Origin of the sequence: Aureimonas sp. AU4, from assembly GCF_001463765.1 — a bacterium.
Classification (GTDB): Bacteria; Pseudomonadota; Alphaproteobacteria; order Rhizobiales; family Rhizobiaceae; genus Aureimonas.
This window is the reverse complement of the sequence record NZ_BBWK01000002.1, coordinates 43844-66047: the sequence shown is the minus strand read 5'-3', so window position 1 is coordinate 66047 and position 22204 is coordinate 43844. Positions and strand designations below refer to the sequence as shown.

Genomic DNA, 22204 nt, shown 5'->3' with positions numbered 1-22204 from the left:
GCGTTGCAAGCGGATGTGATATTCCGCACCGAAACACCTGAAAGGGGGCCCGTGCGGCCCCCGTTTCATTCCAGGGAGTTCGGACGATGTCGCAAGCCCTTTCCGTTGCCCCCGCAACGCACGAGAACGGCTTTTTCTCCGACGGTATCGCGGCTGGCGATCCCGTTCTGTTTGCCGCGATGCGCGCGGAACTCAATCGGCAGCAGCACGAAATCGAGCTGATCGCGTCGGAGAACATCGTCTCGCGCGCCGTATTGGAGGCGCAGGGCTCGGTTCTCACGAACAAGTACGCCGAGGGCTATCCGGGTCGCCGTTACTACGGTGGCTGCGAGCATGTGGACGTCGTCGAGGATCTGGCGATCGAGCGCGCGAAGACGCTCTTCGGCTGTGGCTTCGCGAACGTCCAGCCGAGCAGCGGCAGCCAGGCGAACCAGGCCGTACTCCTTGCGCTATCGAAGCCCGGCGCGACGATCCTCGGCATGAGCCTCGATGCCGGTGGGCATCTGACGCACGGCGCGAAGCCCAACCTGTCCGGTCGCTGGTTCAATGCGGTTCAGTACGGTCTCGATCTCGAGACCGGCTTGATCGACTACGATCAGGTCGAGCGGCTTGCGCACGAGACGAAGCCTGATCTTATCATCGCAGGCGGTTCGGCCTACAGCCGGATCATCGACTTCGCTCGCTTCCGCGCGATCGCGGATGCGGTCGGCGCCTATCTCTGGGTCGACATGGCGCATTTCGCCGGGCTCGTGGCGGGAGGTCAGCATCCGAGCCCGTTCCCGCATGCCCACGTCGCGACGTCGACGACCCACAAGACCCTGCGCGGTCCGCGCGGCGGCCTGATCCTGACCAACGACGAGGACATCGCCAAGAAGATCAACTCGGCGATCTTCCCCGGTCTGCAGGGCGGTCCGCTGATGCATGTCATCGCCGGGAAGGCTGTCGCCTTCGGCGAGGCGCTGCAGCCGGGTTATCGCAGCTACATCGCCTCGGTCGTCGAGAACGCCCGCGTCCTGGCCGAGACGGTGCGGGAAGGTGGGCTGGACATCGTGTCGGGCGGCACCGACACCCATCTCATGCTGGTCGACCTGCGGCCGAAGATGTTGACCGGCAAGAAGACCGAGATCGCGCTGGGCCGGGCCGGCATCACCTGCAACAAGAACGGCGTTCCCAACGATCCGGAGAAGCCGGCGGTCACGTCGGGCATTCGCCTCGGCACGCCGGCCGCGACAACCCGCGGCTTCGGTGCGGCGGAGTTCCGTGAAGTCGGGCGCATGATCGTCGAGGTGCTGGATGGTCTGAAGTCGGCCAATTCCGACGAGGGCAACGCGGCTGTCGAGGCTGCTGTAAAGGCCCGCGTTCAGGCGTTGACGGACCGCTTTCCGATCTACCCGAACCTCGGCTGATCGCTCCCGCGTGCGCTGCCCGTTCTGCGGTTCGCCCGATAGTCAGGTCAAGGACTCGCGTGCCGCCGAGGATGGCAGCGCCATCAGGCGGCGGCGTGTCTGTCCGGACTGCAGTGGGCGCTTCACCACGTTCGAACGAGTGCAGTTGCGCGAGCTGGTCGTGGTGAAGAAGTCGGGTCGCCGTGTGCCGTTCGACCGCGAAAAGCTCGCGCGGTCGATCAGGACCGCGCTTCGCAAGCGCGATGCCGAACCGGAACGGGTGGAGCGCATGATCTCCGGGATCGTGCGCCAGCTCGAGTCGACCGGCGACGCGGAAGTGTCTTCGGCCTCGGTCGGACGGCTGGTCATGGACGCTCTGCGCGGCTTCGATGATGTCGCGTATGTCCGCTTCGCTTCGGTCTATCGTGATTTCCAGCATGCGGCCGATTTCGCGGCCGTGCTCGGCGAGTTGACGGCGGAAGAGCGCGTCGAAACGGACGATGGCAACTGAGGAACTCAGCAAGGCGGATCGGCGCTATCTCGACGCCGCGTCACGCCTCGCCATGCGCCATGCCGGGCTGACGGCCGAAAATCCTTCGGTCGGCTGCCTGATCGTCTCGGAAGGGCGCGTCGTGGGACGCGGCGTCACGGGAAGAGGCGGCAGGCCGCATGCGGAGCGCGTTGCGCTGGACGAGGCGAGGGCCTCGGCGTGGGGCGCGACCGTCTACGTCACGCTCGAGCCCTGTGCCCACCACGGACGCACGCCCCCTTGCGCGGACGCACTGGTGGCTGCCGGTGTCGCGCGGATCGTGATCGGCACGACCGATCCTGATCCGAGGGTCGATGGACGCGGTCTCGACATCCTTCGGTCCGGTAACGTGGATGTCGCTGTTTCCAGACATGCCACGCAGCCAAACGCCATCGAGGGATTCCTGTCCCGGATGGGTCGAGGCCTCCCGTTCGTGACCCTGAAGCTCGCCGTATCGGGCGACGGTTTCATCGGTCGTGCAGGCGAGGGGCAAATCGCTATCAGCGGTGCCGTCGCCAATCGGCAAACCCACCTCCTGCGCATGCGCAGCGACCTCGTGGCCGTCGGCGTCGGAACGGTGCTCGCGGACGATCCGCTGCTGACCGTCCGTCTCGACGGCCTGTCCACACGCAGCCCGGCCCGGCTGGTCGTGGATCCTGGCTTGCGAACATCGCTCGCATCGCGGCTCGCGGCGACGGCTTGTGACGTCCCGCTCCTGATCGCGACGAACGACCCGGATGGCGCTTCAGCCTCCGCCATGCGTGCGAAATGCGTCGAACCCCTGCGCCTCGCTGCGGACGAGACATCGCTGCGAGAACTGCTTCGCTCTCTTTCCGGGCGCGGCATAGGCTCGATCCTTTGCGAGGGCGGCGGCCGACTGGCGCTGTCCCTACTAGCCGACGAGCTCGTCGACCGACTCATCCTCATCCGTTCGCCGAAACGGATCGGGGGCTCTGGGATCGTCTTGCCGAACCTCCATCCCTATCTCGGTAGCTTCCATGCCACCCGTCGTTTGTGCTTCGGCGACGACCTCTGGCTCGAATACGACAGAAAGGTCCGCTGATGTTCACCGGTATCGTCTCGGATGTCGGCCGCATCGACGCGGTCAGCCAGCTTCCTGGTGGCCGTCGCTTCCGCATCGAAACACGCTACGACCCGTCCGACATCCTCATCGGGGCCTCGATCAGTTGCTCAGGCGTCTGCCTAACGGTGGTCGAGCTCCCGTCTTCCACCGACAACCGCCGTTGGTTCGACGTGGAAGCGTGGGAAGAGGCGCTGCGCCTCACGACCGCCGGCGAGTGGTGCGAGGACCATCGGCTGAACCTGGAGCGCGCGCTCAAACTCGGAGATGAGCTCGGCGGCCATCTCGTGTCCGGGCACGTCGATGGTCAGGCGCGCATCATGGCACGGGACGAGGAAGGCGAGGCGGTTCGTTTCACGCTGGAGGCGCCGCACGAACTCGCTCGCTACATCGCGCAGAAGGGATCGGTGTGTCTCGATGGAACGTCGCTGACGGTGAACGGCGTGTCGGGCGACAGGTTTGACGTCCTTCTTATCCGGCATTCGCTCGATGTGACGACCTGGGGCGAAAAGCGGGTCGGAGACAGCGTGAACCTTGAGGTCGATCAGATTGCGCGTTATGCGGAGCGCCTGTTCAGCGCAGGGGTCGTTTCTCCCGAAGAACGCGCCATCTCAAGGCCGGCGTAACTCACGGCCGATGGCGCGCGGCGCACCGTATCGTATCGTCATCTGAGACCGCGCGACGAGTTGGCACCACCCGGGGCCTCGCCGGGCGATCGCTCGAAGGATTTTCGTCACCCATGTCCGCGCCACACCTGCTGATCATCGAAGCCCGGTTCTACGACCATATCGCGGACCATCTTCTGGCGGGCGCCAAGGCGCATCTGGATCAGGCGGGTGCAACCTACGACGTCGTGACGGTCCCCGGCGCGCTCGAGGTGCCGGCGGCGATCACGTTTGCTTTGACGGGCGCCGACGCGGGCCGTCGTGACTACGACGGATACGTTGCCCTGGGTTGCGTGATTCGCGGTGAAACGTACCATTTCGATATTGTCGCCAACGAATCCTGCCGCGCCCTGATGGATCTATCGACGGACGAAGGTCTCGCGATCGGAAACGGCATCCTGACGGTCGAGAACGAGGAACAGGCGCTGGAGCGTGCGCGCGTCGATCGCAAGAACAAGGGCGGCGGAGCGGCGGAAACGGCGCTTGCCATGATCGCGCTTCGCGACCGCCTGGGAGCTTGATGCGATGAGCGATGGTACCGCACGCAACGTCCGCCCGGCCAATAAGCGCGGAGCTGCCCGCCTCGCCGCTGTTCAAGCGCTCTACCAGATGGACGTCGGCGGAACGAGCCTGCTCGAGACCGTTGCCGAATACGAGGCTTTTCGCCTCGGCCAAGAGGTCGATGGGGACGTCTATCGTGAGGCGGACGCCGCGTGGTTCCGCGATATCGTATCGGGCGTCGTGCGTGGGCAGACCTTCATCGATCCGATGATCCACTCCTCGCTTTCTGCCGACTGGCCGCTCTCGCGCCTCGACACGACCCTGCGCGCGATCCTGCGCGCGGGCACCTATGAGGTGACCGGTCGTAAGGACGTGCCGGTGGCCGTCATCGTCAGCGAATATGTGGACATCGCAAAAGCATTCTACGGCGATGACGAGACACGCCTCGTGAACGCCGTCCTCGATCGCGTCGCTCGCCGGTCTCGAGGCGAGGGGCGAGGACAGGACGTTCCGTCGAACGCCTGAATGGAAGGAGTCGAGCTGCGAGGCGTCGCCGGGGCGGCGCCTCGCAGCTTACAGGTCATCGACCTGGCGAAATGCCGCCGCCGCCGCGCGCGCCGCGGCTCACCGCATCAACGATGCTCTGTCCATCCGGCGCGGTCGCCGCAAGGATCGATCCGAGGAAGCTCTGGTCGCGTCCGCCGGTCGGGGTCGTGCGCGAGATGAAGTCGAAGACACGGCCGTTCTGCAAGCCGTAGTTCGCGATGCGCTCGACCGTGTTGTTCTGCCCGAAATAGACCGCCAGCACGCGTTGATCGACGAGTCGCGGCTGCATGAAGGCGACCGGACGCACGCGCTTTTGCGAGATGTAGTAGAAGACCTCGTTGCCGAAGGTCGCCTTGGTCGACGGCGAGCCCAACGCGAGCAGCACCTGTTCCCGGCTCGAGCCGACCGGAACCAGGGATAGCGCCTGCTCGTCGATAATGTAGCCCTGGTTGTAGACCTGTGCCGTCTGGCATCCGGACAGAACGACGAGCGCGCCGAAACCGGCGGCCAGAGACAGGGTGGATCGCAGCTTCTTGGACACGCGGCTTCATTCCCTCGGAACGAAGCGGGACGCGGAGAACCAGCCTGGATCTGCACGTCCCGCAGGGTTGCGACTTGGTAAAGCAGACAGCAAAACGTTGCAATCAGCCACGCCACATGCGAACCCCCTGCTGAAGATGGGCGCAGGAACAGACATGCTCGAGGCCTTCCGCAGGCGGCGACGGAACCGGGATATCGTGGAACGCCTCTGGGAAGAGATCGTGCTACGGGCTCGCCATCCGCACCGCTTCGAGCAAGCCGGCTTGCCCGACACCGTGCTGGGACGCTTCGAGTCGCTCGGGCTGGAGACGTTCCTGTTCGTCCGTCGATGCGGCAGAGACCCCGGCCTTTCCGAACTTTCTCAGGACGTCATCGATCGGTTCATGACGGATCTGGACCACTCGATGCGCGAACTGGGTGTCGGATATCTTGCTGTTCCCAAACGGATGCGCAAGCTGGCGGGACGCTTCTACGCCCGTGTCCGCGTTCTCGAGGCGCCGCTTGCGCAGGGAGATCGCCAAGGCATCGCCGATGCGCTGCGTGCGACCGTTTTTCGCGATGCGGAAGGTGGCGAGCCCAACCAGGCGGATCACCTTGCAGATGATTTGCTGCACGGAGCGCAGTGGTACGACCGACTGAGATCAGACGACATCCTCGCCGGACGCCTACCGCGCGAGACGACGGAGCCGACACGATGACGACCCCGCCCGTTGCGCCCGATGATATGCCGATCTCTTTTTACGTCGGCGTCGCCAAGCTTCCGCAGAACGGAATGCCGGTCCACTTCAGGCCGGACGAAGCCGAGCGCGAGGCATTGGCACGGTTCCTCGGGATCGTTGCGGTAACGGAGCTCAGCGCCGAGCTTCTGGTGCGGAAATGGAAGCGTGACGGTGTCGCGGTCACGGGTCGACTCAAGGGTCGTGTCGTGCAGGAAAGCGTCGTGACGCTGGAGCCTGTAGGCCAGGACATCGACGAGGTGATCGACGGCATCTTCGTGCCCGAAGGCTCGAAGTTGGCGAGAATCCTTCCCGAAGGCGATGGCGAGCTGCATCTCGATCCGAACGGCGACGACATTCCCGAGACGTTTCGCGGCGACCGCATAGATCTCGGTGCCTATCTCTGCGAGGCGGTCGGTCTCGCTCTAGAGCCCTATCCCCGCGAGAGCGACGCCGAATTCGAGGAATACGACACCGATCCCGCTCCCGACGAGGGAAAGGTGTCGCCGTTCGCAGCTCTTGCAAAACTCAAGGGGACACCGCCGACATAGGACGAGGATCGTTCCTATCTGACGACCGGCGACCCACTCCTATTCGTTTGAAAGCGAGCATGTCTTGGACGCGAAGGCATCGATCAACATAGCCCTAGACGTCATGGGTGGCGACCATGGCCCCGAGGTCATCATCGCCGGCGCCGACGTCGCGCTGGAGCGGCATCCCGACGTTCGCTTCCTGTTGTTCGGTCGCGATGCGGACGTACAGCCGGTACTGTCGCGCTTTCCCCGCGTCGCCGAGCGTTCGACCTTCCGCCATTGCGACGTCGCCGTGCGGATGGACGACAAGCCGTCGCAAGCCCTGCGGCAAGGACGAAACAAATCGTCCATGTGGCAGGCCATCGAGGCGGTGAAGACCGGCGAAGCGCACGTCGCCGTCTCCGCCGGCAATACAGGCGCGCTCATGGCGATGGCCAAATTCTGTCTTCGGACCATGGCCAACATCGAGCGACCCGCCATCGCGGCCATCTGGCCGACGATTCGGGGCGAAAGCATCGTTCTCGACGTCGGTGCGACGATCGGGGCGGATGCGCAGCAGCTGCTCGACCTTTCGGTCATGGGTGCGGCCATGGCACGTGCTCTATTCCACATCGAGCGCCCGACGGTCGGTCTCCTGAACATCGGCGTCGAGGAGATCAAGGGACAGGACGAGATCCGCGAGGCGGGACGCCTCCTGAAGGAGGGCGAGATTTCCAATCTCGACTATCGCGGCTTCGTCGAGGGTACCGATCTTGGAAAGGGAACCGTCGACGTCGTGGTTACGGAAGGCTTCACCGGCAACATCGCCTTGAAGACGGCCGAGGGGACGGCGCGGCAGATCGCATCCTATCTGCGCGCCGCGATGACCCGGACTTGGCTCGCGCGCCTCGGCTATCTTCTCGCCAAGGGAGCGTTCGACCGCCTTCGCGACAAGATGGATCCCCGTAAGGTGAATGGCGGGGTCTTCCTCGGGCTCAACGGTGTCGTGATCAAGAGTCACGGCGGCTCAGACGCGGAGGGCACGGCCGCAGCGATCGATGTCGCCTACGCCATGGCTGCCAACGGCCTTCTGGCCAAGATCGAGGCGGACCTGAGCGAGGTCTACGCGCGCATGGCCGTGCCGTCGTCTGGCGAGCCGCCCGCCGCCCTTGGAGAGACGGTTTCGTGACAAAGACCCTTCGATCGATCGTCCGTGGCACCGGCTCCAGCTTGCCGGCGCAGGTCGTCACGAACCAGGACTTGGAACGCCGCGTCGACACGTCGGACGAGTGGATCCAGCAGCGCACCGGCATTCGTCAGCGCCATATCGCCGCGAAGGAAGAGACCACGGTTTCGCTAGGCGAAGCGGCGGCGCGCAACGCATTGGCGCAAGCCGGAATGACGCCCGACGACATCGATCTTATCATCGTCGCCACGGCGACGCCGGACAACACCTTTCCTGCCTCGGCGGTCCATATCCAGCAACGCCTCGGCATCACACGCGGCTTCGCCTTCGACATGCAGGCCGTTTGCAGCGGCTTCGTCTATGCGCTGACGACCGCCGATCTTTATCTGCGTTCCGGCATGGCACGTCGAGCCCTTGTGATCGGCGCGGAGACATTCAGCCGCCTGATGGACTGGACGGATCGCACGACCTGCGTGCTGTTCGGCGACGGCGCCGGTGCTCTCGTACTGGAGGCGGTGGAAGCCGCCGAACCGGATTCCAGAGGCGTCCTCGTGTCCAAGTTACGATCCGACGGGGCGCATAGCGAGAAGCTCTACGTCGACGGAGGTCCGTCTACGACCGGAACGGTAGGGCATCTGCGTATGGAAGGCCGCGAGGTCTTCAAGCATGCGGTCGGCATGATCACGGACGTCGTCTATGATTCGCTGGGCGCTCTCTCGATGACGGCGGATGACGTCGACTGGTTCGTCCCCCATCAGGCCAATCGCCGCATCATAGATGCCTCGGCGAAGAAGCTCGGGATCGATCCCGACAAGGTCGTCGTGACCGTTGATCGCCACGGCAACACGTCCGCGGCCTCGATCCCGCTCGCCCTCGATACGGCGGTACGCGACGGCCGCATCAAGGCCGACGATATCGTACTTCTTGAGGCGATGGGTGGCGGGTTCACCTGGGGTGCGGTGATCGTACGCTGGTGACGCGTGCGGTTGATCTGACAGACCTTTTCGGTATTTTCAGCAGACCGTTCGCGTCGGCCGGACGGACGGCACCCAAGTGGCAGCAGGGGAATCACATGGGAGACAGAACGGTGACGCGGGCCGATCTGGCCGAGGCGGTCTTTCGCAAGATTGGCCTTTCGCGAACCGAGTCGGCGGAACTGGTGGAATCGATCCTGGAGGAGATCTGCGCGACGATCGCGCGCGGCGAAGCCGTGAAGATCTCTTCCTTCGGCTCATTCCTCGTACGTGAGAAGAACGAGCGCGTCGGCCGCAATCCGAAAACAGGCGAGGAAGTTCCGATCTCGCCACGTCGCGTCACGGTCTTCAAACCGTCGAACGTCATGAAGGATCGCATCCTCGCTGCCCATGGGATCGTTCCTGATGGCGAGGATGTCTCGGCGCTGAAGGCGGCGGAATAAGACATGGCAACCGAGAAGGCTGCTGACGCTTTCCGAACCATCAGCGAAGTCGCGGAAGAACTCGATCTGCCGCAGCACGTGCTGCGCTTTTGGGAGACTCGCTTCCCGCAGATCAAACCGATGAAGCGCGGCGGCGGCCGGCGCTACTATCGACCTGACGACGTGGAGCTGCTGCGCGGCGTCCGCTATCTTCTCTATGTGCGTGGTTTCACGATTCGGGGTGTCCAGCGCATCCTCAAGGAGAATGGCAACAGGGCGGTTATGGCGATCGGCGGTGGCGATCTGCGCAGCCTCGATACGCTGCAGAGTGGCCAGAGCGCCGAGCCGGCGACAGTTCGGGTCGACGCGGAAGAACATGGCGGCGGTGCCGGCGATCCGGACACGCGACGGGGAGGACTGTCGAATCTCCTGCGCCGTGAAGGGGGGGAGAGCGCCGGATCGGCCGCGAGTATGGATGCTGGCGACGCCGCGCGGCTCAACGGAGTGATCCTCGAACTACTCGAGTTGAAGCGACTGCTCGATCAGGTTCGCTGATATCGATCAAGAAAGCATCAAACGGCCAGAGAGCGTGGTGCGCTCACCGATGGACGTTCTAAAACCGGTCGTTTTAAGATTGGTCGGAGCGAGAGGATTCGAACCTCCGACCCCCTGAACCCCATTCAGGTGCGCTACCAGGCTGCGCTACGCTCCGATGCGTTTCCTTTAGAAGAGTCGGATGGGAAGCGCAAGCAGGGCGGACAGTCTATCGACATCAATCAACGCTCTGCAGGTATGCCCGATGCGGCAAACGGTTTAGGAGCGGTGTCGCTGACCGAAACGCATAAGAGGGAATGCCTGTCGTGACCATTCAACGCATCGAGCCCGGCCGCCGGATGAGCGGCGCCGTCGTCCACGGCGATACCGTCTATCTTGCCGGCCAGGTCGGCAATCCGGGCGACGACGTCACGCAGCAGACCAAGACCGTGCTGGAACGCGTCGATGCCCTGTTGCACGCCGCCGGTACCGACAAGTCCAAACTGCTTCAGGCGACGATCTGGCTCGCCGACATGAAGGACTTCGCGGCGATGAACGCGGTTTGGGACGGATGGGTCGATCCCGAGAATACGCCGGCGCGCGCGACGGGCGAGTCGAAGCTCGCGGCGCCGGAGTATCTCGTCGAGATCATCGTCGTCGCGGCTCGCTGAGAGCGAACGCTTGCAGTCCGCCGCCTACTTCCTCGGCGGACTGCCAGTCAATACGCGCCCTGCGGGCGCAGGAGGCTGATCGGGGTGATGGCGAGGATGTAGATATCGAGGAGCAGCGACCAGTTCTCGATATAATAGAGGTCGTGCTCGAAGCGCTTCTGAAGCTTTTCGCCCCGATCGATTTCGCCTCGCCAGCCCTTGACCTGAGCCCAGCCCGTGACGCCCGGCTTGACCTTATGGCGGCCGAGGTAGCCGTCCACGAGTTCCATGAAAGTCTCGTTGTCGCTGGAAACGGCATGAAGCGCGTGAGGACGTGGACCGACGAGCGAGAGCTCACCCGTAAGCACATTGAAGAGTTGCGGCATTTCGTCGATCGAACTGCGTCGGATGAAGCGTCCAACCCTGGTTACTCGCGGGTCGTTTCGCGTGACGATTTTTCGCGCCGTCGGATCCGCCATGTCATGACGTAGCGAGCGGAACTTCCATACGTTGATCGTCTCGTTGTTGAAACCATGCCGCTTCTGGCGAAAGAAGACGGGTCCGGGCGAGTCCATCTTGATGGCGATCGCTGTTGCAACAAAAACCGGTGACAGGGCTGCAAGGGCGACCGAGCCGACCACGAGATCGAACAGACGCTTGAGTATGACGTCCCATTCGGCCAGCGGCCGGTCGATCACGTCGAGCATTGCAACGTGTCCCACAGCGGAGCCGCGTGAGCGGAACTCCATCGACGACGACGAGGCCGCCAGACGGATGTCGATGGGTAGGATCCAAAGGGACTTCAGGATCGAAAGTATGCGCCGCTTCGCTGTCAGGGGCAGCGTTACGATCAGCATGTCGACGTGCGCTAGGCGCACGAATTCCGTGAGCTCCGCGATGCTCCCGAGTTTGGGGTAACCGGCGACGATCGGGGGCGACCGCCTGTCGTCCCGATCGTCAAATATGCCACAAATGCGGATGTCGCTGTCGGGCTCACGCTCGAGCTGGCGGATGAAAGTTTCTGCTGCGCCGCCGCCGCCGACCAGAACGACACGACGTTCGATGACGCCATTGCGATTCCAACGCCGGATCGAAGCGCCCATGACCAATCGGGCTGGAACCGTGACAGCAAGCGCAGCCGGCAGGAAGACTGCGCACCAGAGCGTTGCGCGGCTCTCACTCAAAGTCGAGAATGCGATTGTCATGATCATGGAGGACAGCGTCAGCGCGCCTGCCAATCGGACTACCTGCTGCCAGCGGGATCGTAGTTTCCGCGGATCATAACAGTGCAGGACTTCAGCCGTACAAACGGTCATGAGGCTGGCCAGGATGATCCCGATCCAGAGCGCCCATGCCGAGATGCCGGTTGTATCCCAGATCGCGACGGCAGCTCCCGTCAGAACGAGAAGCACGAACTCGCCGGCGCGAAAAAGGCCACTGACAAGTTGGGTGGACAGCACCGGCTTGCCGAACTGGCGGATCGCACGCCGCGCTGTCGGACTGAGGGGGGTGCTTTCGAGACGGTTCGCGTCAGACTGAAACGTCCGGATCGTCTCTCGATCAAAGATAGGCGCGTCGGCGGGATCGACTGTCACCCTTTATGTCCCCGTAGTCAGCTGCTCCGAGTCCGGGCCGGGCAACTAAGCGCCGATTAGGACTACGGATCCAGACTAACTAGGAAAGGCTAAGGTTTCCTAACGTCATATCGCGTCATTTGAAGGACAGACAGACTTCCGTCAGAAGAGGCGTTCGCGCACCGCCACTGTATCCCCGGGCAGGACGGGATCGGACACGAGGACGCGCCCAGTCACGATCTGCCCGTTGACCTGCCGCGTGATGTCGACGGTGCGATGATCGGCTCGCGGCGAAAAGCCGCCGGCAATGGCAACCGCGTTCTGCGCGGTCATGCCCGGGACGTAGGAGTACTGACCGCCCGTCGTCACCTCGCCCATGACAAAGAAGGGGCGGTATTGTTCGACCTGAACCGAGACGTCGGGATTGCGAAGGTAGCCGTTTGCCAGCGCGGTCGTGATCGCGTGCTGCACGTCGTTTGTCGTGCGGCCCCGTGCAGGCACGGAACCGACAAGCGGGAGGGCAAGGTAGCCGGCCTTATCGACGGCGTAGGTGTTGGTGAGACTTTCCTGCTCGAAGACCGTCACACGCACGCGGTCACCGGCATCGAGACGGTAGGGTTGATTCAGGACCGCATGAAACGCAGGAGACGGCGGCTGGCTTGTCTGGCACCCCGCCAGCGCCAACGCCGCAAAACCGATCGCCCAGACGCACCCTGACCGGACCATCTCATTCTCCAAGCAGCGACAGATTTCCGGTCAACGACCGTTGAGTCACCTTTATGGCTGTTAGGGTTAACGGCCGGTAAAACTTCCGCCGCCTTGTGGCGATACTGCACGGACCTATCCTGCGGCGAGTGTCTTCGCCGAGTCTGATGGAATGGAACAGAGGTGACGCAGCAGCCCGCCCTTCACGAGAATGATCCAAGAGCCGGTCGGCCCGCACGGTCGACATGGCGCCTCACGACCGTTCTGGGAACGACGGGAGCCTTCGGTCTGGCGGGTTACTTGGCATCCCTCGTCGTGCCGGTCGGCTATACGGCTGCGCTGGATATGTCGGCGTCCGACACACCGGCGGCCCGTCAGGCCTTGGTATCGGCATCGGCCGGAGAACCCTCGAGCATCTTGGCACCAACAGGGGCGCAGGTTCGGCTTTCCTCGACGGCGCCGAGCGTTTCGTCAGCAACGGCGGCAGTCGAGGAGGCGGCCGCGCGCATCGAGGCTCGGCTTGCGGCCATCGCGCTCTCCGCAACGCAGGAAGCTGCATCTACAGCTGCATCGCGCGGGACGGCCGACCAGTCCGCGCCGACAGAAGAACCGCGGGCAGTGTCTCCGACAGCGCGACGGGATGCCGCCACAGCACCTGCTGCCGTCGAAGTGCTCATGGTATCAGCCAAGGAGGCGCGCGACGAGGCCGCCCTGCTGCAGGCCCAGATCGACGCTCTCGCCACCGTAGAGGATCCCGTCCCGGACCGTCTGACCTCGGCATTTGCCGCGCAGGCGTCGGCGCGCGCCGACTTTGCGAACCTTGAGCGCCTGCGGTCTGCCGTGTCCAGTTCGCGCTCGCCGGAGGCGCTGACGGCGGTCCGGCCACCACCTGAAGGGTGGGCCGAATGGGTGCGGCTTTCCGAAGATCGGGCGCGGCTGCGCGAGCAGGTGGCCAAGTTGTCGCGGACCCTCCTCGACGGCCATCCGCGCATGGCAATGGCGCGGCTCAGGCTTGTCGACCTCGACGAGCAAGTCCGCGCGAAGCGCGAAACGGTGCTTCGCTCGCTCGACGATCGTTTGCGCAACGCGCGAACACGCGTTGCGACCGCTGACGCAGAAGTGGAGTCATTGCGCACGCAGGTTGAGCTGCGTGAACGATCGCTTCAACGGCAGCGCGACTTGGAGCAGCGACGCGATGTAGCACGTCGTTTGGCCGATCGGCTCGAAGCATCCGCGCAGGCGAGCGAGACGGCGGCGGATATCGGAGTCTCGCCTGATATCCCTCACGTGGCACCAATTCCAACTCAGATACAACCTACCCCTCCGGTCGCCGAGTCAGCGCCATCGTCGGCCTTCGAGATCACGCGGACTTGGCTACCGCCACGACCCGAGCGGGCAGATCCTCTGCCGGTGATCGCGGCATCCGCCCTGTTCGGCCTTCTGGTCTCGACCCTGGGCATGGTGGTTCTCGGAGGAAGAACTCGGCACAGGGTCGTGTCCGATGCTACAGTGCCCGCCGTGGAGCCGCTCCCGGTATCAGCGACCCGCGTGAATTCCGTGTCACCGGAGTTCGATATCACACCCATCGACGACGTGATCGATGCCGCGATCTCCAGCAACGTCACGCGCATTATGCTGACGGGTGACGAGCCATCGAACGGTGCACGTCCTCTTGCGGTCAATATTGCCCGTCGGCTCTCGCTTCGCGGCCAGGCGGTCGCCCTCGTCGATCTGTCGACAAGCCAGGCAGCCGCCCGGACCATGGGCGTCAGCAAGACGGCTCCGACGATTGCCGACCTCATCGAGGGCCGCGCAACGTTCGCCGCCGTCGCGGCCCGTGACTTCGCTACCCAGGCGGAGATCGTGCCGGGCGGCTCGACGATGGACCTCTCGCCGGTGAGTACGCCCGTCGAGAGACGCAATGTCCTGGACTTCGTGGAAAAGAGCTACGAGGCCATTATCGTCGACTGCACCGAGATGGTCCCCGAGCAACTTGCGTCCCTCATGGATACGGACGCCGCGCTTCTTGTCGCGGTCGATGCTTCTCAGAGCGAGCGCGCGAGGCAGCGCATCGACGGCCTGAGGAAGGCTGGGCTCGCCGACATGATCCTCGTTAGCGAGACGCGAGCCGCCTGACGAGGTTCAGCGGCGGCGTGGCTCCCGCTCCATCCATCGGATCAGAAACACGGCGGGGACGACCCAGAGAAGGCCGGTCACGAGGAAGTAGAGAAGGTGGACGTAGCCGGGCGCGTCACCCAGATAGAGCGACGCATAGGCCGTTGCGAAGACGGCGTAGATGATCACGAGGGCGAGAAGCACGAACGTGCCGATCAGCTTCTTGAGGCGTACGGGCATGTCTCGTTCCTGCCTTCTCGCGGTGGCCGGGTCCATGCGACCCATTCGCGCTTGCCAAACGGTGCGGCTTGGTCTGAAACCCGGTTCCGAGAGGGACAGCGGATCGTCGACGGCGCAACGATCCGTAAGCGCGAATGCCGACGAAAGAAAGGGTTGGCCTCAAGGCGCAGGAGGGTGTCAGGAGGCCGTTCGACTGATGAGCACAATCGCACTCTCCGAGCATGACATTCGATCGCTCGACGATCCCCGCAAGGCGAGGAACCGACGCCTCGTCCGCATCTGGCTCTACGCCGTCGCCCTGCTGATCTTGACGTTGGTGGTCGTCGGCGGTGCGACCCGCCTGACAGAGTCAGGCTTGTCGATCACGGAATGGAAACCGATCCACGGCGTCGTGCCACCGCTTTCGACCGCGGAATGGCAGGAAGAGTTCGACCTCTATCGGCAGATTCCCCAGTACCAGCAACTCAACAGGGGTATGAGCCTTGACGAGTTCAAGACGATCTACTGGTGGGAATGGGCACACCGGTTCCTAGCGCGAAGCGTCGGCTTCGCCTTCGCCGTCCCACTCGCCTTCTTCTGGCTGACGGGCAGGCTGGAAGGATGGCTCAAGCCGCGTCTCGTTTTCCTGCTCGCCCTCGGCGGCGTGCAGGGCGGTATCGGGTGGTGGATGGTGGCCTCGGGCCTCGTGAACCGAACCGATGTCAGTCAATACCGGCTGGCCGTTCACCTGACGATGGCGTGCATCATCTTTGCGTCGACGCTCTGGATCGCGCGAGGGTTGCAGGCGAGGCCGCTGGCCCGCCCGGCACCGTCTGGCTCGATGCGTGTGGGCCTACTGCTCGTCGCGATGGCACTCGTACAGATCTATCTCGGCGGGCTAGTCGCAGGTCTGAACGCGGGACTTAGCTTCAATACCTGGCCGCTCATGGATGGGCAGATCGTCCCCGGCAATCTGTTCGCGATGTCGCCCGCATGGCGCAACGTCTTCGAGAACGTCATGACTGTGCAGTTCGTGCATCGCTGCGGCGCCTATCTTCTCTTCACGGTGGCGCTCATTCACGCAGTCGCGGCCCGCATCCGGATGGGGAACTCGCACCACGCCCGGAGCGCGGCGCATCTGGTCGGGCTCGTCACGCTCCAGGCGGCGCTTGGCATCACGACGCTCCTTATGCACGTGCCGATTGGCTGGGCGCTTCTGCATCAGGCCGGCGCGCTCGTAGTGCTCTCGGGCGCCGTGTTCCATGCCCGCGACATGCGCGGCGCGTACCCCGCCGTGGCCGCCGCCTGACCTTTCGTCAGGCGGACAGCATCAGGTCCATGTTCTGGACGGCCGCCCCGCTCGCGCCCTTGCCGAGGTTATCTAGAAGGGCGACGAGGTTGAAGCGTGCGCCATCCTTCGACGCGAAGACGTAGAGGCGCATGCGATCGGTACCGGCAAGCTCCGTCGGGTCGAGCCGCGAAAGCGCCTCCGTTTCCGCCTCGCTTGCGACCTCGACAACGTCCGATCCGACGTAATGCGCGGCGAGCGCATCGCGCACGGCGCGCGCATCGGCATCGGCCAGCCAGTGGCGATACAATGGGACCTGGACGATCATTCCTTGAGCGAAGCGCCCGACCGAGGGCGCGAAGACAGGATTCTCGTCGAGGCGGCCGAACACGCGCATCTCCGGCAGATGCTTGTGGTTGAGGTCGAGCCCGTAGAGGAAATGCGGCGCGTCGATGTGGTCGGCGCGCGTCGCATCCTCCATCTGCCCGATCAACTGCTTCCCGCCGCCCGTATATCCTGAGACAGCGTTCACAGTGATAGGTGTCGAAGAAGCGAGGAGTCCTGCGTCCCGGAGCGGCCTAATGAGGGCGATGGCACCCGTCGGGTAGCAACCGGGATTTCCGACATACCGGCTCGTGCGGATGCGGGCCGCTTGTTCGCGATCGAGTTCCGCGAAGCCGTAGACCCAGTTGGGATCGACGCGGTGAGCGGTGCTCGTGTCGATGATGCGAGTCGATGGCTCGTCGGCCAGCATCGCGACCGCCTCGCGCGCCGCATCGTCCGGGAGGCAAAGGATTGCGATATCGGCACGCCGCAGCATGTCCTCGCGCAACGCGGGATTGCGACGTTCTGCCTCCGGAATCGAAAGCAGTTCGACATCACGGCGCTCAGCCATTCGCGCCGTGATCTGCAGCCCGGTCGTGCCGTGCTCACCGTCGATGAAGATGCGGGGCGTCGTCATGCTTTCGTCTCCGCTGTGTCCGGCGCGGCCCGGAAGCCCTGCGCGGCCAGAATGCCCAAGAGGTACATGGCGATGGAGGAGCCCGCCACGGCCGTGATGTCGGAATGATCGTAGGCCGGCGCGACCTCCACGAGGTCGGCCCCGACCATGGGCAGATCGCGCAGCCGGTTCAGGACCGAAAGCATCTTCGCACTCGAGGGACCACCGGAGACCGGCGTTCCCGTGCCGGGTGCGAAGGCGGGGTCCAGGCAGTCGATGTCGAAGGAGAGGTAGACCTTGCGGCCGGCCGACTTCTGCAAGATGCGCTCTGCGACAGCGGCGGCCGTCATCTCCTCGAGATCCAATCCGAACAGGATCTCGATACCTTCATCGCTCGGCGCATGCGTGCGAATGCCGATTTGCAGCGACGACGCCGGGTCGATCAGTCTGTCGTGGACCGCAGCCGAGACGAAGGAACCATGATCGACGCGAAGCTCCCCGCTCACGCCTTTGGCGAGCGGCCATGTGTCTTGATGCGCATCGAAATGGATAAGGGCTAGGGGCCCATGCCGCTCGGCATGAGCCTGCAGCAGCGGATAGGTGATGGAGTGATCGCCGCCGAGCGACAGAAGGAAGCCGCCCGAGGCAAGGATGGTCGCGGCTTCCGAGCGTATGCGGGCATGGGCCGTTTCCGGCAGCCTGTAGTCGAGCAGGCAGTCGCCGTAATCGACCACGCTCATCGCCTCGAACAGATCGCGTGCGAACGGATATTGTGGATCGTTGTCGAAGATGGCCGAGGCTCGCCGCAGAGCCTGCGGGCCGAAGCGAGCGCCCGAACGGTTCGAAACCGCCGAATCGAAGGGCACGCCCCAAACGACGACGTCCGCGCCCTCGACGTCCTTCGTGTAGCGTCTCCGCAGGAACGAGAGCGCGCCAGCGTAGGTCGGGTCGCTCGCGGCCCCTAGAGCGGATGCGGCGGTGAAGGCGTTGTCGATCGAGCCGGACGGCATGGCATGTCCCTCGGACGCGTGATGCGGAAGCGAGACCTGTCGCATGGACCAGTCGCGCGTCACAAAAAAGGGCCCCGGTTTCCCGAGGCCCTTTCCATGTTCGAGCTGGTCGAGCGGATCAGCGCTTCGAGAACTGGAACGAACGGCGGGCCTTGGCGCGACCGTACTTCTTACGCTCGACGGTGCGCGAGTCGCGGGTCAGGAAGCCGCCCTTCTTGAGGACCGAGCGCAGGCCCGGCTCGTAGAAGGTGAGGGCGCGTGAAATGCCGTGACGCACTGCACCGGCCTGACCGGACAGACCGCCGCCGGCAACCGTGACGATGATGTCGAACTGGCCATCGCGGCTGGCCGCGACGATCGGCTGACGAAGCACCATCTGAAGGACCGGGCGAGCGAAATACGCCTGGTAGTCCTTGTCGTTGACCATGATCTTGCCGGTGCCCGGCTTGACCCAGACGCGGGCGACCGCGTCCTTGCGCTTGCCGGTCGCGTAGGCGCGGCCGTAGGCGTCGAGCTTCTGGACGTGAACCGGTGCCGCCTCGGCGACATCGGCCTGTGCAAGGCCCTGGAGCGAGCTCAGGTCGGCCATTATGCAGCCCTCGCGTTCTTGGAGTTCAGGGCCTTGACGTCGAGCGTCTCGGGCGACTGGGCGATGTGGGGATGTTCAGCACCGGCGTAGACGCGCAGGTTGCCGAGCTGGCGACGACCGAGCGGACCGCGCGGCAGCATGCGCTCGACGGCCTTCTCGAGCACGCGCTCGGGGAAGCGGCCCTCGAGGATCTCGCGCGCCTTGCGCTCCTTGATGCCGCCGGCATAGCCGGTGTGCCAGTAGTAGGTCTTGTTCTGGCGCTTCTTGCCGGTGAACACGACCTTGTCCGCGTTGATGATGATGACGTTGTCACCATCGTCGACGTGCGGCGTGAAGGAGGGCTTATGCTTGCCGCGAAGGCGGAGAGCGACGAGCGAAGCGAGCCGACCGACCACAAGGCCGTCGGCGTCGATCACGATCCACTTCTTCTCCACCGTCTCGGTCTTCTGCGAGAAGGTCTTCATGAGGAACCTATGGGTTGGTAGATCTGCGAGTCCCGGCAAACCGAGACTGAAGTCCGGGACGCGGGCGGACGCCTACGTCGATGGGTGGTCCATAGCGAAACACACATGGGCTGGCAAGCTCGCCACATTCCGCGTCTTTGGCAGAAAATCCAATCATAACAACGCTTTGAATAATGAGGTATTATGTTACCTGTCTTTGTCTTCCCGGTCGGGCGCCGTATGCAACTTCGATGTGATCGCGCGAGGGGTCGCCCATGACGGATATCCTTCTGCTCCCGATCGGGGATCATGGCATCGAGCCGGAGATCGGTGGAGCGAGGCCCGATCGCATTCTCTCGGGAGAACCGGTGCATCGAACCTGGAATGTCGAGGACGACGGCGCTGGCACCTACGCCGGGTTATGGGAGTCGACGGCGGGCGAGTGGCGCACCGAGTAAGACGAATGGGAGTTTTGCCAGATCCTGTCAGGAACGGGCATCCTCACGTCCGATAACGGGCTCGCATAACGGTACGGGCCGGGCGACTCTTTCGTCGTAAGACGTGGCTTTCGCGGTACCTGGCGCGTCGAGGAGACGACGCGCAAACGCTATGTCATCCGCACGTGACGGGTAGGTGCTCGACCCCGCGGAAATGAAAGCTGTCCCGAAAGTGCGGTTCGGATGCCAACCTAAGGTCGGGGATCTCCTCGCGCAGGACGCGGAAGGCGATCTGGAGCTCGAGTCGCGCAAGCGGGGCACCGATGCAGAAATGCGCGCCGGCTCCGAACGAGACGTGCGCATTACGCGCGCGGTGCGGAACGAACCGGTCCGGATCGGCGAAGAAGGCGGGATCATGGTTCGCCGCCGCTAGCAGCAGGGCGACGTGCTGTCCGCGCGTCACGAGGATGCCGTCCGCGATCTCGCAATCGACAGCCGCCGTGCGCTTGAAGAGATGCAACGGCGTGTCGTGACGGAGCATTTCCTCAACGAGCGGCTCAGGGTCTGCAACCTCGGGCCATTCTTCGGCGATCGTCCCGCCTTGAGACAGAAGGCTCGCCAAGCCATTGCCGATTTGGTGGACGGTGGCCTCGTGTCCGGCATTGAGCAACAATACGACGAGCGAAACGATCTCGTCAGGCTCGAGGGCATCGGTTCCGGAGCCAGCAAGGGCGGACAGAAGGTCGCCGCTCGGTCGGGATCGCTTGTTCTCGATAGCAGAGAGAAGGAAGTCCGAGAATTCTCGCGACGCTTGTTCAGCCCGCGCTTCGTCAGCCTCGGTATGGCCGAACTGGTACATGGTGACCATCGCGTGGCTCCACCGAAGAAGATCGGGCGCAGCGACGCGAGGCACGCCAATGAGATCCGCAATCACGGCAACGGGCAGGGGCTCGGCGAACGCGGTGACGAGATCACCACCGCCGGCCGAGCGGAGCCTGCGGGCCAGATCGCGGGCAAGAAACTCGATGGCGGGGGCCATGGATTCGACGGCGCGCGCCACGAAGGCCCGTGTGAGGCGAGAGCGCAGACGTGCGTGAGGCGCTCCATCCAGTTCCAGCAACGAGTGACGTTCGAGCGCGGCGAAGGCCGGCATATGCGCGGGAAACCGTGCCGCGCCGATCTGTTCGGGAAGGACGCGCACGAAGCGCCGATCTTTGAGAATGGCCTGAACCCGCTCGTAGGACGCGACCGCAAGGCACCCAGCATCCTCCCAGAACGCGAGCGGAGCTTGGCGATGGAGTTCCGCGTAGACCGGGTAGGGGTCATTGAAGAAGGACGGGTCGCGCGGATCGAGCCGAAACGATCGGCGGTCATGCGACAGTTCGAAAGTGGCAGGGAGGTTCATGCGTCGTTTGTGCGTAGCCGCCGAGCGGAACGCAAGAAGGGCAGCCCTACGTTAGGCCGCCCTTCACGATGTGAGACGCTATGCTCAGCGCTCGACCTCGATGAGAATTTCGTTGCGTCGGAGGAAGCCAGGGGTCCACGGCGAGTTATAGAAGGCGTAGATCGGGTCGCCCTTCTGCTTGAGATTCTCGTCGGCCACGTAATTGTAGAGCGACATCAGCTTCTTCGACGCGAGCGAGGCGCTGAAGTTGCCGCTGAAGCGGACCGCGACAAGCCGGCGGGCCGGGATGTCCTGCAGCGTGATGTCGTTGGCGTTCGGCGTCGGCAGGCTGGCCTTCGTGTACTTCTTCGGCATGACGAAGCGCACGGCCCAGCCCTTTGTGCGGCCCGAGCTCTCCGAAAGCTGCTGGAGCACGGGCACGGTCATGGCGATCTTCTTACCCGACCGGTTGTTTGCGGCGATGTAGTCGTAGAGCGTCTCGAAACCACGACGCCGCGCCTTTTCGTGGTAGCCCGTCTTAACGGTCTCGGCGACGACCATCGCGTCGTAGTCGCGGATCTCGATGTCGCCGTCCTTGCGCACGACGTCGTAGTCCGGCTCCTCCGCGTGATCCGCGATCTTCTTGGTCGCGTAGATCGCCGCGCCTACCGCCAGGATCGCGCCGCCCGCGATCAACGCGGTCGAGATTTCCGAATGGTCCCGCAGATAGTCTTTCGAGCGCTGGTAGCCGCGTCCGGTCTGGAAGCTCGCGCGCTTGCCGAAACTCGGCCACAACGAGGACGACGATGGCAACTGGTCGCGCAGATCCTTCGCACCGTCGCGAACCGAACTCTCCGCCCCATGCCAGCGCGAGCGGAGGTCGCCTGCCGTCGGGAACGAAATGCCACCAAGGAAGCTCGGCAGATAGCGGGCATATCCGCCCTCCGCATCGTGGTGAAGTCGGTTGACTTCATGCTGCACGAGCCGACGGAGCCGTTCGGCGCGCGACGGCTTGGGATGGATTCTTTCGACGATCTGGGATTCCAGGTCGGCGAGTCGCTCGCCGATATCGCCGATCGCGTCCGTCAGCCGGTCATAAGCCGAGGGCTTGTCGCGAAACATGTCGTTCTCCTTGACTACAGGACGGTCGACTACCCCGGCCGCCACGCTCAACCCGCGACGAAAGATCGCCGCCGCGGCCATAACGCCCGTTCGTGAGGTTGGTTGCCGGCTTCCGGTCTGCATCCGAATAGCGACGG

The 22204-nt window shown here is 64.0% G+C and carries 25 protein-coding genes, 1 tRNA gene and 1 pseudogene; 16 read left to right on the top strand and 11 right to left on the bottom strand.

Going from position 1 to position 22204, the window contains the following annotated elements; all coding sequences use genetic code 11:
• Window positions 1–86: 86 nt before the first annotated feature.
• From glyA to nusB, 6 genes are all read left to right on the top strand, one after another.
• Window positions 87–1406, top strand: a complete 1320-nt coding sequence (glyA, locus tag AUL35_RS00780; protein ID WP_062011045.1) for a serine hydroxymethyltransferase — start codon at window positions 87–89, stop codon at window positions 1404–1406.
• Window positions 1407–1416: 10 nt separating this feature from the next.
• Window positions 1417–1896, top strand: a complete 480-nt coding sequence (gene nrdR, locus AUL35_RS00775) for a transcriptional regulator NrdR (protein WP_062011043.1) — start codon at window positions 1417–1419, stop codon at window positions 1894–1896.
• Window positions 1886–2977, top strand: coding sequence for a bifunctional diaminohydroxyphosphoribosylaminopyrimidine deaminase/5-amino-6-(5-phosphoribosylamino)uracil reductase RibD (gene ribD / locus AUL35_RS00770; protein WP_062011041.1), 1092 nt, complete (start codon window positions 1886–1888; stop codon window positions 2975–2977). Before nrdR ends, ribD begins: the two co-directional genes overlap by 11 nt.
• Complete coding sequence (locus tag AUL35_RS00765) at window positions 2977–3621, top strand: riboflavin synthase (RefSeq protein WP_062011040.1); 645 nt, start codon at window positions 2977–2979, stop codon at window positions 3619–3621. Before ribD ends, AUL35_RS00765 begins: the two co-directional genes overlap by 1 nt.
• Before the next feature lie 113 nt (window positions 3622–3734).
• Window positions 3735–4181 carry a 6,7-dimethyl-8-ribityllumazine synthase gene (locus tag AUL35_RS00760; protein WP_062011038.1) on the top strand — a complete coding sequence of 149 codons (447 nt, stop codon included), beginning with the start codon at window positions 3735–3737 and terminating at the stop codon, window positions 4179–4181.
• 4 nt (window positions 4182–4185) lie between these two features.
• The gene (nusB, locus tag AUL35_RS00755) at window positions 4186–4686 is read left to right on the top strand and encodes a transcription antitermination factor NusB (RefSeq protein WP_062011036.1); all 501 of its coding nucleotides are present in this window, start codon (window positions 4186–4188) and stop codon (window positions 4684–4686) included.
• A gap of 55 nt (window positions 4687–4741) precedes the next feature.
• Here nusB and AUL35_RS00750 read toward each other — a convergent pair whose 3' ends face one another.
• A complete protein-coding gene (locus AUL35_RS00750; protein ID WP_062011034.1) occupies window positions 4742–5248 on the bottom strand; it encodes an outer membrane protein assembly factor BamE in 507 nt (168 codons plus the stop codon).
• A gap of 154 nt (window positions 5249–5402) precedes the next feature.
• On the opposite strand from AUL35_RS00750, the gene AUL35_RS00745 reads away from it, so the two are divergent.
• The 6 genes from AUL35_RS00745 to AUL35_RS00720 all read left to right on the top strand — a co-directional run bounded on the left by AUL35_RS00745 (window position 5403) and on the right by AUL35_RS00720 (window position 9612).
• Window positions 5403–5945: a ubiquinol-cytochrome C chaperone family protein gene (locus AUL35_RS00745; protein WP_062011032.1), complete on the top strand. Its 543-nt coding sequence runs from the start codon at window positions 5403–5405 to the stop codon at window positions 5943–5945.
• The gene (locus AUL35_RS00740) at window positions 5942–6514 is read left to right on the top strand and encodes a DUF177 domain-containing protein (protein ID WP_062011031.1); all 573 of its coding nucleotides are present in this window, start codon (window positions 5942–5944) and stop codon (window positions 6512–6514) included. Before AUL35_RS00745 ends, AUL35_RS00740 begins: the two co-directional genes overlap by 4 nt.
• A gap of 64 nt (window positions 6515–6578) precedes the next feature.
• Entirely contained in the window at window positions 6579–7664 is a 1086-nt protein-coding gene (gene plsX, locus AUL35_RS00735) for a phosphate acyltransferase PlsX (RefSeq protein WP_082665992.1), read from the top strand.
• Window positions 7661–8638, top strand: coding sequence for a beta-ketoacyl-ACP synthase III (locus AUL35_RS00730; RefSeq protein WP_062011027.1), 978 nt, complete (start codon window positions 7661–7663; stop codon window positions 8636–8638). Before plsX ends, AUL35_RS00730 begins: the two co-directional genes overlap by 4 nt.
• 95 nt (window positions 8639–8733) lie before the next feature.
• A complete protein-coding gene (locus tag AUL35_RS00725; RefSeq protein ID WP_062011025.1) occupies window positions 8734–9078 on the top strand; it encodes an integration host factor subunit alpha in 345 nt (114 codons plus the stop codon).
• A 3-nt stretch (window positions 9079–9081) separates the two neighbouring features.
• On the top strand, window positions 9082–9612 hold the full coding sequence (locus AUL35_RS00720) for a MerR family transcriptional regulator (RefSeq protein ID WP_062011023.1): 531 nt from the start codon (window positions 9082–9084) through the stop codon (window positions 9610–9612).
• An 80-nt stretch (window positions 9613–9692) separates the two neighbouring features.
• Here AUL35_RS00720 and AUL35_RS00715 read toward each other — a convergent pair.
• A tRNA-Pro gene (locus AUL35_RS00715) sits at window positions 9693–9769 on the bottom strand.
• Window positions 9770–9917: 148 nt separating this feature from the next.
• Between AUL35_RS00715 and AUL35_RS00710 the strand changes: the two genes are divergently transcribed.
• Window positions 9918–10262 (top strand): RidA family protein, encoded by a 345-nt coding sequence (locus AUL35_RS00710; RefSeq protein WP_062011433.1) that lies wholly within the window; start codon window positions 9918–9920, stop codon window positions 10260–10262.
• A 47-nt stretch (window positions 10263–10309) separates the two neighbouring features.
• Here AUL35_RS00710 and AUL35_RS00705 read toward each other — a convergent pair whose 3' ends face one another.
• Both AUL35_RS00705 and AUL35_RS00700 read right to left on the bottom strand, forming a co-directional pair.
• Window positions 10310–11836, bottom strand: a complete 1527-nt coding sequence (locus tag AUL35_RS00705) for an undecaprenyl-phosphate glucose phosphotransferase (protein WP_062011021.1) — start codon at window positions 11834–11836, stop codon at window positions 10310–10312.
• A 141-nt stretch (window positions 11837–11977) separates the two neighbouring features.
• On the bottom strand, window positions 11978–12541 hold the full coding sequence (locus tag AUL35_RS00700; RefSeq protein WP_062011019.1) for a polysaccharide biosynthesis/export family protein: 564 nt from the start codon (window positions 12539–12541) through the stop codon (window positions 11978–11980).
• Between the two features lie 162 nt (window positions 12542–12703).
• On the opposite strand from AUL35_RS00700, the gene AUL35_RS00695 reads away from it, so the two are divergent.
• On the top strand, window positions 12704–14656 hold the full coding sequence (locus tag AUL35_RS00695; RefSeq protein ID WP_156417773.1) for a hypothetical protein: 1953 nt from the start codon (window positions 12704–12706) through the stop codon (window positions 14654–14656).
• Between the two features lie 6 nt (window positions 14657–14662).
• On the opposite strand, the gene AUL35_RS00690 is transcribed toward AUL35_RS00695, so the two are convergent.
• The gene (locus AUL35_RS00690) at window positions 14663–14875 is read right to left on the bottom strand and encodes a DUF2842 domain-containing protein (protein ID WP_062011016.1); all 213 of its coding nucleotides are present in this window, start codon (window positions 14873–14875) and stop codon (window positions 14663–14665) included.
• Between the two features lie 196 nt (window positions 14876–15071).
• Between AUL35_RS00690 and AUL35_RS00685 the strand changes: the two genes are divergently transcribed.
• Window positions 15072–16163: a COX15/CtaA family protein gene (locus tag AUL35_RS00685; protein WP_062011014.1), complete on the top strand. Its 1092-nt coding sequence runs from the start codon at window positions 15072–15074 to the stop codon at window positions 16161–16163.
• A gap of 7 nt (window positions 16164–16170) precedes the next feature.
• Here AUL35_RS00685 and argC read toward each other — a convergent pair whose 3' ends face one another.
• From argC to rplM, 4 genes are all read right to left on the bottom strand, one after another.
• Entirely contained in the window at window positions 16171–17103 is a 933-nt protein-coding gene (argC, locus tag AUL35_RS00680) for an N-acetyl-gamma-glutamyl-phosphate reductase (protein WP_062011012.1), read from the bottom strand.
• A complete protein-coding gene (gene speB, locus AUL35_RS00675; RefSeq protein WP_062011432.1) occupies window positions 17100–18092 on the bottom strand; it encodes an agmatinase in 993 nt (330 codons plus the stop codon). Before speB ends, argC begins: the two co-directional genes overlap by 4 nt.
• Window positions 18093–18210: 118 nt before the next feature.
• A complete protein-coding gene (gene rpsI / locus AUL35_RS00670) occupies window positions 18211–18681 on the bottom strand; it encodes a 30S ribosomal protein S9 (RefSeq protein WP_062011010.1) in 471 nt (156 codons plus the stop codon).
• Window positions 18681–19145 carry a 50S ribosomal protein L13 gene (gene rplM, locus AUL35_RS00665; protein ID WP_062011009.1) on the bottom strand — a complete coding sequence of 155 codons (465 nt, stop codon included), beginning with the start codon at window positions 19143–19145 and terminating at the stop codon, window positions 18681–18683. The genes rpsI and rplM overlap by 1 nt, the downstream gene beginning before the upstream one ends.
• A 254-nt stretch (window positions 19146–19399) precedes the next feature.
• Between rplM and AUL35_RS00660 the strand changes: the two are divergent.
• Window positions 19400–19750: pseudogene (locus AUL35_RS00660) on the top strand (cupin domain-containing protein).
• On the opposite strand, the gene AUL35_RS00655 reads toward AUL35_RS00660, so the two are convergent.
• The gene (locus AUL35_RS00655; protein ID WP_062011007.1) at window positions 19737–20966 is read right to left on the bottom strand and encodes a cytochrome P450; all 1230 of its coding nucleotides are present in this window, start codon (window positions 20964–20966) and stop codon (window positions 19737–19739) included. The pseudogene AUL35_RS00660 and the gene AUL35_RS00655 sit on opposite strands and share 14 nt — an antisense overlap.
• Before the next feature lie 84 nt (window positions 20967–21050).
• On the bottom strand, window positions 21051–22148 hold the full coding sequence (locus tag AUL35_RS00650) for a heme-binding protein (RefSeq protein ID WP_244493622.1): 1098 nt from the start codon (window positions 22146–22148) through the stop codon (window positions 21051–21053).
• Between the last annotated feature and the right edge of the window lie 56 nt (window positions 22149–22204).